9 protein-coding genes are annotated in these 10,706 nt (G+C 72.0%); 1 reads left to right on the forward strand and 8 read right to left on the reverse strand.

Features of this window, described 5'->3' with window-relative positions; genetic code table 11:
• The 3 genes from CCN42_RS31190 to CCN42_RS31200 form a co-directional block, all read right to left on the reverse strand.
• The coding region (locus tag CCN42_RS31190) for an NAD(P)/FAD-dependent oxidoreductase (RefSeq protein ID WP_158102153.1) at window positions 1-525 on the reverse strand (525 nt) is incomplete at its 3' end.
• A gap of 168 nt (window positions 526-693) precedes the next feature.
• On the reverse strand, window positions 694-1,128 hold the full coding sequence (locus CCN42_RS31195) for an ATP-binding protein (RefSeq protein WP_086740643.1): 435 nt from the start codon (window positions 1,126-1,128) through the stop codon (window positions 694-696).
• A 109-nt stretch (window positions 1,129-1,237) separates the two neighbouring features.
• Window positions 1,238-3,142 carry an AMP-dependent synthetase/ligase gene (locus tag CCN42_RS31200; RefSeq protein WP_086740645.1) on the reverse strand — a complete coding sequence of 635 codons (1,905 nt, stop codon included), beginning with the start codon at window positions 3,140-3,142 and terminating at the stop codon, window positions 1,238-1,240.
• 154 nt (window positions 3,143-3,296) lie between these two features.
• On the opposite strand from CCN42_RS31200, the gene CCN42_RS31205 reads away from it, so the two are divergent.
• Entirely contained in the window at window positions 3,297-3,530 is a 234-nt protein-coding gene (locus tag CCN42_RS31205) for a DUF6480 family protein (RefSeq protein ID WP_086740652.1), read from the forward strand.
• Here CCN42_RS31205 and CCN42_RS31210 read toward each other — a convergent pair.
• The 5 genes from CCN42_RS31210 to CCN42_RS31230 all read right to left on the reverse strand — a co-directional run.
• Window positions 3,520-4,617, reverse strand: coding sequence for a glutamate--cysteine ligase 2 (locus tag CCN42_RS31210; protein WP_086740646.1), 1,098 nt, complete (start codon window positions 4,615-4,617; stop codon window positions 3,520-3,522). The two genes, CCN42_RS31205 and CCN42_RS31210, sit on opposite strands and share 11 nt — an antisense overlap.
• Before the next feature lie 79 nt (window positions 4,618-4,696).
• Window positions 4,697-6,919, reverse strand: a complete 2,223-nt coding sequence (gene glgB, locus CCN42_RS31215; protein WP_086740648.1) for a 1,4-alpha-glucan branching enzyme — start codon at window positions 6,917-6,919, stop codon at window positions 4,697-4,699.
• 4 nt (window positions 6,920-6,923) lie between these two features.
• Complete coding sequence (locus CCN42_RS31220) at window positions 6,924-8,315, reverse strand: maltokinase N-terminal cap-like domain-containing protein (RefSeq protein WP_086740649.1); 1,392 nt, start codon at window positions 8,313-8,315, stop codon at window positions 6,924-6,926.
• A 43-nt stretch (window positions 8,316-8,358) separates the two neighbouring features.
• Window positions 8,359-10,077, reverse strand: coding sequence for a maltose alpha-D-glucosyltransferase (gene treS, locus CCN42_RS31225; RefSeq protein ID WP_086740651.1), 1,719 nt, complete (start codon window positions 10,075-10,077; stop codon window positions 8,359-8,361).
• Window positions 10,074-10,706: alpha-glucosidase C-terminal domain-containing protein (locus CCN42_RS31230; protein ID WP_211294830.1), on the reverse strand; the 633-nt coding region annotated here is incomplete at its 5' end. The genes CCN42_RS31230 and treS, both read right to left, overlap by 4 nt.

The raw sequence follows: 10,706 nt of genomic DNA on the forward strand, positions 1-10,706 counted from the left end.
GGTGCCCGCGTAGCCGCCGCCGACCACCACGAACTGCAGCCTCGAGGCCCGCTCGGCCGGGTCCTGGCTGGCGTCGGCGAGGTCGAGCTGCGAGATGACGTGGTCGCGGATGTAGGCGGCCTCGGCGAGGGTCTTCATGCCGAAGGCGTGGTCGGTGAGCCCGGGGATGTCGAAGGTGCGGGTGACGCTTCCCGGGGCCAGCACGAGATAGTCGTAGGGTTCGTTGACGGTCTGATCGGTGATCGTGCGGATGACGCAGACCTTCGCCTTGAGGTCCACGCCGATGGCTCCGCCCGGGATGATCCGGGTGCGGTACTTGCGGCTGCGGCGCAGGGACAGCGCGATCGACTGGGGGGTGAGCACCCCTGAGGCGACCTGCGGCAGCAGCGGCAGATAGAGCTGGTAGGAGAACGGGGTCACCAGCGTGACGTCGGCCTCGTCGGGGCCGAGCCTGCGTTCCAGGCGCCGTACGCACTCCACTCCCGCGAAGCCCGCGCCCACCACCAGGATCCTGGGTCGTGTCACGTTGTCCTTCCCTTCCGCGGTTGACGCATCGATCCCACCGTGCCGGACGCCGTCGCGCCAGTCGGGCACCGCGCGACGGGCCACGTCCGCGGTGCACGGCGGCGCTCACGAGACGGCCGTCGGTGCGGCCATCCGGGTGCCCAGCGGGCGCCGGCTGACGCCCGGACCTCACCAGGGAAGGAAGGCGTGCACGTCCTTGCCTCGCTCCCCGGTCACCACGCTGACCTGGTCGCACAGGGCGTGCAGCAGGTGCCAGCCGATCCCGCCGCCGCCCGTGCTCGGGCGGAACGGCCGCGGTGAGGGGGGTGTGGTGCTGGTGTCGTGCAGGGTGACGTGCACCCCGTCGTAGGCCCGGCGCATTCGCAGCTCGAAGGGGCCGGGCGCGTACTGCACCGCGTTCGCCGCCAGCTCCGTGACCACCAGCAGGATGTCGTCCCAGTGTTCGGGTGAAGCGGGCGGCGCGATGCGCGCCAGGTCCCGCAGGAAGCCCTCCGCGGCGAGTCGCGCACCCGTCACGTCGCGCGGCTCGCCCGGAAAGCCGGTCGTACGGCTTGGAATTCCTTGGGCAGCCAGTCTGTCGTCCCATCCCGGCTCGGTCGTCATGTCGCCATTCCCGCGTGCGTTTCCGCAGGCTCGTCACCACGTCTGCTTGCGTTTGCCACGTGGCGAGTTCCCCCGGCCGCCGCGCCCATGCGGACCCGTCGCGGTGGTCTCAGCGAAACACGTTGTCCGCGTCGTCCCAGGCCGCGGGATCCTCGGCGGCCGGCCGGGGCAGGGGCACCCGGGCCGCGTACATCGCGTCGATGTCCGGCGCGTAGTGCCGCACGATCGCGTCCCGGCGCAGCTTCATCGACGGCGTCAGCAGCCCGCTCGCCACGTCGAACGGCTCCGGCAGCACCCGGAACACCCGGATCGACTCCGACCGGGACACCGTGCTGTTGGCCCCGGCCACGGCCCGCGCGACCTCCTCCCGCAGCGCGTTCTCCTCCCGGGCCTCCCGCAGCGGCGCGTCGCCCGGCAGCGTCAGTCCCGCCCGCCAGTGGACCAGGAACTCCGGGTCCAGCGTGATCAGGGCGCCCACACAGGGCCGGTTGTCGCCGACCACGACCGCCTGGTGGATCAGCGGGTGCATCCGCAGCCGCTCCTCCAGCGCGGCGGGGGCGAGGCTCTTGCCGCTGCTGGTGATGATGACGTCCTTCTTGCGCCCGGTGATCGTCAGATAGCCCTCGGCATCCAGCTGCCCCAGGTCACCGGTGGCCAGCCAGCCGTCGCGCAACGCCGTCCGGGTCGCCGTCCCGTCACCGAGGTAGCCGCGGAACACCGACGGCCCGCGCACCAGGATCTCCCCGTCGGCGGCCACCCGGATCTCCGTGCCCGGCAGGGCCTGCCCCACGGTGCCGGACTTCTCCCGGCCGTGCGGCTGCATGGTGATGCCGCCGCTGGTCTCGGTCAGCCCGTACCCGTCGTGCACCGGGATGCCGATGCCCTCGAAGAAGCGGGACAGCTCGCGGCTGAGCGGCGAACCGCCCGAGGTGGCCCGCCCCACCCGGCCGCCGAGGGCCGCCCGCAGCCGGCGGTAGACCGCCCGCTCGTACACCGCGTGCTGGAGCCGCAGCTCCATCCCGGGCCCCGACCCCCGGCCGAGCCGTTGCCGCTCGGCAGCCGCCGCGTACGCCCGCGCCGTCTCCGCGGCCCGCTCGAACAACGCCCCGCGGCCCGTCTGCTGCGCCGTCCGCAGAAACGTCTTGTACAGCTTCTCGAACAGCGACGGCACCCCGTAGAAGTACGTCGGCCGGAACGACCGCAGTGCCCGCGCCAGAGCCTGTTCGCCGACCTCCGGCTCATGTCCCAGCAGCAGCCCGCCGCGCACGCACAGGCCCTGGATCATCAGGCCGTACACGTGGGAGAACGGCAGGAAGGCGAGGACCCGGCCCTGCTCGCCGGGCGGTGCCACCGTGTGGCCCCAGCCTGCCAGCAGGGTGTCGCACGGGCTCGCCAGGCCCCGATGGCTGAGCGCGCAGCCCAGCGGACGGCCCGAGGTGCCCGAGGTGTAGGCGATGACGGCGGTGGTGTCCGGCAGCACGATCCGGCGCAGCGAGTCGACCGTCTCCGGCGGGATCGCCTCGCCCCGCGCGGCCAGCTGGGCCAGACCGCCCGCGTCCAGCTGCCACACGTGCCGCAGCGCGGGCAGTCCCGCGCACACCGAGCCGACCGTCATCGCGCCCAGCTCGTCCTCGACGACCACGGCCACGCACCCGGCGTCCCGCAGGATGTACGCGACCTGCTCGCGCGACGCGGTCGGATACACCGGCACCACCTCGGCGCCCACCGCCCACAGCGCGTGGGCGAGCACCGTCCACTCGTAGCGGGTGCGCGCCATGACCGCCACCCGCCGGCCCGGCGAGATCCCCGAGGCGATCAGCCCCCGCGCGAGGTCCACCACCTCGTCGCGCAGCTCCGCGGCGGTCACCTCACGCCAGTGGTCGGAGCCGGGATCGGGGCGGTACGCGGCGAGCGGCCGGCCCGGGTCGCGTTCGGCCCAGACGAAGAGGCTGTCGGCGAGCCCCCCGGTGAGGGCGGGCGGAACGGTCGGGGGAGCGAGAGCGACGTCGCGCATGCGCTGCTCCTGTGGTGTACGGGCCGTGACATTGCCGACGAGAACCGTTATCGACGCTGGTCGAATGTAGCGGTCGGCGGGCCCGCATGGTGCCCGGACGACGGAAATCGGGTCCGGTTCGATGATCTCGGCCGGATCGGGGGACTCGGAGCTCATGAGTCACATCAACCCCGATCCGGAACCCGAGCGGACGTCAGGCCTCGAACCAGGTGGCGGTGTGCCCCCCGGGGAGACCCCGCCGGCGGAGAGCAGCATGCCGGAGGCCGGGCCCCGCGAGACCCACAACCCGCCCAAGGGCTGGGCCAAGGGTCCGCTGACCCTGATCATCGTGCTTGCGGTGCTGGTGGCGGCCTTCTTCCTGGCCTACGCCCTGACCCTCATTCTGTAGCGCCCTGGGTACGGCGCACGCAGGCGGCGACGACCTCGCGCAGACTGCCGGTCCGCGCGAGCAGGTCCCGCTGCACGCGGGCGCCGTTGCCGTCCCGCAGCAGCCGGGCGCAGTGCTCCCGCGCCCGGTCCAGGTCCCCGCTGTCCGCGAGCGCGTCCGCGACATGCTCCAGCAGGGCTTCCACCACCGTCGCGGCGGGCGCGGGACGCATCCCGGCGGGCAGCAGCAGGTCGCCGGTGAGGCCGGAGCGGGCGGCCCGCCATCCCGCGAGGCGCAGCACGCTGACGCCGAGATCGGCCGGTGCCCGCCCCGCCCGCCAGTCCCGGGCGGCCGTCTCGACCAGGCCCCGGGCCAGGGTCGCGATCAGCGTGGCGGTGTCCGCGTCCAGGCAGACGTCGGAGACCCGTATCTCCACGGTCGGGTACTGCCGGGAGAGCCGGGCGTCGAAGTAGACCATCTTCTCGTCGAGGAGGGTGCCGGTCGCCATCATGTCGGCGACCCGCTGGTCGTACGCCTCGGCGGAGCCGAACAGCTCGGTCGGGCCGGCCGACGGCCAGCGCTGCCAGACCCGGCTGCGGTAGCTGCTGTAGCTGGTGTCCTTGCCCTGCCAGAAGGGGGAATTGGCGCTCAGCGCGGACAGCACGGCGAGCCAGGGCCGCAGCCGGTCGACGACCGCCACGCCCTCCTCGTCGGAGTCCACCGCCACATGGACATGGCAGCCCATGACGAGCTGCTCCCGGGTGGCGATCCCGTACTCCCGCTCCATCCACTGATAGCGGCTGTTCGTGCCGACCGCCGGGCTGACCGGCAGCGGGGAGGTGGCGAGCGCCGCGACCGCGCAGCCGATGTCCTCCGCGTGCCGGGCCGCCTCCTTGCGGCACCGGACGATCTCCGCGCCCAGGGCCGCCATGTCCGACTGCGGATGGGTGGCGAACTCCAGCATCTGCTCGTGGAGTTCCTTCTCGAACACGTCCTGCTCGGCGTCCTCGTGCTCCGCCCGGGCCAGCACGGCCGCGGAGCGGGCCCGTGGCTCGCCGGTCTCCGGATCCACCAGCAGGAGCTCTTCCTCCACACCGACCGTGCGCACCGTGTGCCGCCTTTCCGAGGACTTGCGAAGCCGAGAGGACGGTCCTCTCGTAGGCCCCGCCTGCCCCGGCGGCGGCGGTTCACACCGGCACGGGCGTCAGCCACACCGTGGCCAGCGGCGGGAGGGTGAGCCGGATGTGGTCGTCCTCGGGCTTGACCGGATGCGGGTTGGTGACGTCGCTGCCGCCGTAGCGGGCCGCGTCGGTGTTCAGCACCTCCTGCCAGGCGACGACGTCGTCCGGGGCCCACAGGCGGTAGTCGTGGCGGACGACGGGGGAGAAGTTGCTCACCGCCAGCAGGGGGCTGCCGTCGGCGGCGTAGCGCAGGAACGCGAAGACGTTGTCGTCGGCCGAGTCGCACGCCACCCACCGGAAGCCCGACGGATCGGTGTCGCGCTGCCAGAGGGCGGGGCTGTGCCGGTAGCGGGTGTTGAGGTCGCGCACCAGGGCCTGGACGCCGCGGTGGTCGCCCGCGGCACAGTAGCCGTCGTCCAGCAGCCACCACTCGGGGCCGTGCGCCTCGGACCACTCGCCGCCCTGGGCGAACTCCTGCCCCATGAAGAGCAGTTGCTTGCCCGGATGGGCCCACATGAAGCCCAGGTAGGCGCGGTGGTTGGCGCGCCGCTGCCACCAGTCGCCGGGCATCTTGGTGACCAGCGCCTGCTTGCCGTGCACCACCTCGTCGTGGGAGATGGGGAGGACGTAGTTCTCGCTGTAGGCGTAGACCATCGAGAAGGTCATGTCGTGGTGGTGGTACCTGCGGTGCACCGGCTCCTTGGACATGTACTGGAGCGAGTCGTGCATCCAGCCCATGTTCCACTTCAGCCCGAAGCCGAGGCCGCCGCTGTCGGTCGGCTGGGTCACCCCGCCCCAGGCGGTGGACTCCTCGGCGATGGTCACCACACCGGGCGTCCGGCGGTACACGGTCGCGTTCATCTCCTGGAGGAACGTCATCGCCGCCAGGTCCTCCCGGCCGCCGTACGCGTTCGGCGACCACGCGCCGTCCTCGCGGGAGTAGTCGAGGTAGAGCATCGAGGCGACCGCGTCGACCCGCAGCCCGTCGATGTGGAACTCCTCGCACCAGTAGACGGCGTTGGCGACCAGGAAGTTGCGCACCTCGGTGCGGCCGAAGTCGAACTCGTACGTGCCCCAGTCCGGGTGCTCCGCCCGCTGCGCGTTCCCGGGCTCGTACAGCGGGTCCCCGTCGAACCGGGCCAGCGCCCAGTCGTCCTTCGGGAAGTGCGCCGGCACCCAGTCCATGATCACGCCGATGCCCGCCCGGTGGCAGGAGTCGACGAAGTACCGGAAGTCGTCCGGTCCGCCCAGCCGCGGCGTCGGGGCGTAGTACGAGGTCACCTGGTAGCCCCACGACCCGCTGAACGGGTGCGCGGCCACCGGCATCAGCTCCACGTGGGTGAAGCCCATGTCATGCACGTACGCGGGCAGCTCCTCGGCCAGCTGCCGGTACGTGAGGCCCGGCCGCCAGGACGGCAGGTGCACCTCGTACACCGAGAACGGCGCCTCGTGCACCGGGGTGTCCGCGCGGTGCGCCAGCCACTCCTGGTCGCCCCACTCGTAGTGCGACCTCGTGACCACCGACGCCGTGTCCGGGGGCAGCTCCGTCTCCCGGGCCATCGGGTCCGCCTTCAGGAACCGGCCGCCGTACTGGGAGGTGATCTCGAACTTGTACCGGGTGCCCTCGCCGATCCCGGGCAGGAACAGCTCCCACACCCCCGACGCGCCCAGCGAACGCATCGGGAACGCGGTCCCGTCCCAGTGGCAGAAGTCCCCGGCGACCCGCACCCCGCGCGCGTTCGGCGCCCACACCGTGAACCGGGTCCCGGCCACGCCCTCGTGGATCATCGGCTCCGCGCCGAGCGCCCTCCACAGCTGCTCGTGCCGGCCCTCGCGGATCAGGTGCAGATCCAGCTCGCCGAGCGCCGGCAGGAACCGGTACGGGTCGTGGGTCTCCCGCTCGCCGTCCCCGTACGAGATCATCAGCGTGTACGCCGGGATCTCCGCGCCGGGCAGCACGGCCGAGAACAGGCCGCCGCCCTCCGAGACCAGCGGGTGCCGCACCCCGTCGACCAGTGCGGTCACCGACTCCGCGAACGGGCGCAGCGCCCGCAGGGCGACGCCGCCCGGCACGGGATGCGCGCCGAGCAGGGCATGCGGGTCGTGGTGGGAGCCGTTCAGCAGCCGGTCCCGGTCACCCGGGTCCAGCGGCGGGGCCGCCCCGCCCGGCCGGTGGACGGCCGGGGTCGGGGCGGACGGCTCGGGCAGTGAGGTGTCGCGCAGCGCCACGGTGTCAGTCTCCTCTCACGGCGAGTCGTTCGATCGCCGCCATCGGTACAGGGAGCCAGTCCGGACGGTGTCTGGCCTCGTAGATCACTTCGTAGACGGCCCGGTCGGTCTCGTAGGCGCGCAGCAGGCCGTGCTTCTTGCGCGGGTCCCATCCGGCCCGTGCCGCGTAGCCCCCGCAGAACGCCTCCCGGCAGCGGCGCGCCCACTCGGGGCGCCAGGGCCGGCGCTGCCGGGCCGCGTAGTCGAAGGAGCGCAGCATGCCGGCGATGTCCCGGACCGGGGACTGGGCGCTGCGCCGCTCGGCGAGCGGACGGGACGGTTCACCCTCGAAGTCGATGACGAACCACTCGCGGCCCGCGCGCAGCACCTGACCCAGGTGCAGGTCGCCGTGGATCCGCTGGGCCGGCGGCCCCGGATCGCAGGTGGTGAGCGCGCTGAACGCGCCCCGCAGCCCCGGCACGAACGGCCGCAGCGCGGGAACGCTGTGCGCGGCGGCGTCGAGCCGTTCGGCCATGGCCGCCGCCGTCCGCCCGTTCTCGCCGGGGGCACCGGTCGGGAAGGCCGCGGCCAGGGCCAGATGGACGTCCGCGGTGGCCCGGCCCAGCTCACGGGCGTGGACGGTGAAGTCCGTGCCGGTGGCGAGCGCGTGCAGGGCCAGCTCCCAGCCGTCGGACGCGTTGCGCAGGAACGGCTGGAGCACGCCGAGCGTCGCGGGCCGCGGCCGGGTGGTGCGGAACCACGCCACCGGCGCCGGCACCCGCTCACAGCCCTGCCCGGCCAGCGCGACCGGCACCTCCAGGTCCGGGTTGACGCCCGGCTGGATGCGCCGGAACACCTTCAGGATGAACTCGTCGCCGTACACCAGTGAGGAGTTCGACTGCTCGGCGTCCAGCACCCGCGGCACCAGCCCGGCCGGCACCGGCTGGGCCGGGTCGGTCTCGAAGCGCAGTGGGCCCGCCGAGCCCGGCTGCCGCAGCCGCTCCAGGAGCAGTTGCGCCGAACGGGGGTCGAGGAGGGCGTCGTAGACCGTCAGACCGGCCAGCGGGCCGTCCTGCGCCCGGCCGATCAGGGCCCGGCCCAGGCGCGGCGACGGGTGTTCCTGGATGCCCAGGAACAACTGGTAGATGTCCCCAGGCGGGGGTGTGCCACCGGGCGCGGGCACGCCCGCGTGGCCGCCGTGACCGCCCGCGTGACCGGCGTGCACGAGCAGATGCAGACAGCCCGGGAACAGCTCGGTCAGGGACAGCAGCCGCAGATCGGTGACGGGACGGTCCTTCCCGGCGAACCACCGCTGCCTGGGCAGCCACGCCCGCAACAGACCGTCGAGCGAGGCCATGGGCCGGGTCAGCCCGGCCCTGCCGCTGCCACTCGGTCGGAGGTATGCGGTCTTCGTCATGGTGACGCCTCCTTTCGTCGGCGCACGCTCACGGTCGTCGGCCTCACAGCCGACGGCCGATGCGAGATGCGACTCGGACGAGCCGGAACCAGTAGAAGCCGTGTCCCGCCAGGGTCAGCAGGTACGGCAGTTCCCCGATGGCGGGGAAGCGGACCCCGCCGATCAGCTCGACCGGGTGGCACTCGGCGAACTCGCGCAGGTCCAGCTCGGTCGGCTGCGGGAAGCGGGAGAAGTTGTGCACGCACAGCACCAGGTCGTCGCCGTGCTCCCGCAGGAACGCCAGGACCGCCGGGTTGGAGGACTGGAGTTCGGGGAACGAGCCGAGTCCGAAGGCGGGGTTCTGCTTGCGGATCTCGATCATCCGCCGGGTCCAGTGCAGCAGCGACGACGGGGAGGCCATGGACGCCTCGACGTTGGTCACCTGGTAGCCGTAGACCGGGTCCATGATCGTGGGCAGGTAGAGGCGGCCGGGGTCGCAGGTGGAGAAGCCCGCGTTGCGGTCGGGCGTCCACTGCATGGGGGTGCGGACGGCGTCCCGGTCGCCGAGCCAGATGTTGTCGCCCATGCCGATCTCGTCGCCGTAGTACAGGATCGGCGAGCCCGGCAGCGACAGCAGCAGGGCGGAGAACAGCTCGATCGTGTGCCGGTCGTTGTCGAGGAGGGGCGCGAGCCGCCGTCGGATGCCGATGTTGGCGCGCATGCGCGGGTCCTTGGCGTACTCCGCGTACATGTAGTCGCGCTCTTCGTCGGTGACCATCTCCAGGGTCAGCTCGTCGTGGTTGCGCAGGAAGATGCCCCACTGGCAGTTGGAGGGGATGGCCGGGGTCTTGGCCAGGATCTCCGAGACGGGGTAGCGGGATTCGCGGCGGACGGCCATGAAGATGCGGGGCATGACCGGGAAGTGGAAGGCCATGTGGCACTCGTCGCCGCCGCCGGCGTAGTCGCCGAAGTAGTCGACCACGTCCTCCGGCCACTGGTTCGCCTCCGCGAGGAGGACCGTGTCCGGGTACAGCGCGTCGATCTCCCGGCGGACCCGCTTCAGGAACTCGTGGGTTGCGGGCAGGTTCTCGCAGTTCGTGCCGTCCTCGGCGTAGAGATAGGGCACGGCGTCCAGGCGGTACCCGTCGATGCCGAGGTCCAGCCAGAAGCGCAGGGCCGCCAGGATCTCCTCCTGCACGGCCGGGTTCTCGTAGTTGAGGTCCGGCTGGTGCGAGAAGAAGCGATGGAAGAAGTACTGCCCGCGCACCGGGTCGAAGGTCCAGTTGGAGACCTCCGTGTCGACGAAGATGATCCGCGCGTCCTGGTACTGCTTGTCGTCGTCGGCCCACATGTAGTAGTCGCCGTAGGGGCCGTCGGGGTCCTTGCGGGACTCCTGGAACCACGGGTGCTGGTCGCTGGTGTGGTTCATGACGAAGTCGATGATGACCCGCATGCCCCGCTGGTGGGCGGCGTCGACGAACTCCACGAAGTCGGCGAGGTCGCCGAACTCCGGCAGCACCGCCGTGTAGTCGGAGACGTCGTACCCGCCGTCCCTGAGCGGCGACTTGAAGAACGGCGGCAGCCACAGGCAGTCGACGCCGAGCCATTGCAGGTAGTCCAGTTTGGCGGTCAGGCCCTTGAGGTCGCCGACGCCGTCGCCGTTGCTGTCCTGGAAGGAGCGGACGAGGACCTCGTAGAAGACGGCACGCTTGAACCACTCCGGGTCGCGGTCCTGGGCGGGTGTGTCCTCGAAGGTGTCCGGGACGGGCTCGTTGACAGTCATGACGCTGCTGACCCTCCGATCTGCGGCGCGGCGGGGGACCGCTGGACGTGGAGCACATGGGCCGGCGCGCGGCCCGGCTCCAGACGCACGTAGTTCGTGCTGCCCCAGTGATAGGTCTCACCCGTCAGTTCGTCGTGCACCGACACGGCCTCGTGCGGGTCCATGCCGAGTCGCGGCAGGTCCAGCGTGACCGTGGCCTCCTGGGTGTGGTGAGGGTCGAGGTTGGCGACCACGAGGACCGTGTCGGCGCCGGACCGCTTGCTGTATGCGATGACCGCGTCGTTGTCGGTCCGGTGGAAGTGCAGATCGCGCAGCTGCCGCAGGGCCGGACTCCGCCGGCGGATGTCGTTGAGCCGGGTGATGAGGGGGGTGATGGTGCGCCCCTCGCGTTCGGCGGCCTCCCAGTCGCGGGGGCGCAGCTGGTACTTCTCCGAGTCCAGGTACTCCTCGCTGCCCTCGCGCAGCGGGGTGTTCTCGCACAGCTCGTAGCCGGAGTAGACGCCCCAGGCGGGGGAGAGGGTGGCGGCGAGGACCGCGCGGACCTCGAAGGCCGGACGGCCGCCGTGCTGGAGGTAGGCGTGCAGGATGTCGGGGGTGTTGACGAAGAAATTGGGCCGCATGTAGCTCGC

The sequence above is a fragment of the Streptomyces glaucescens genome (assembly GCF_002154375.1).
In the GTDB taxonomy this organism is placed as follows: Bacteria; Actinomycetota; Actinomycetes; order Streptomycetales; family Streptomycetaceae; genus Streptomyces; species Streptomyces glaucescens.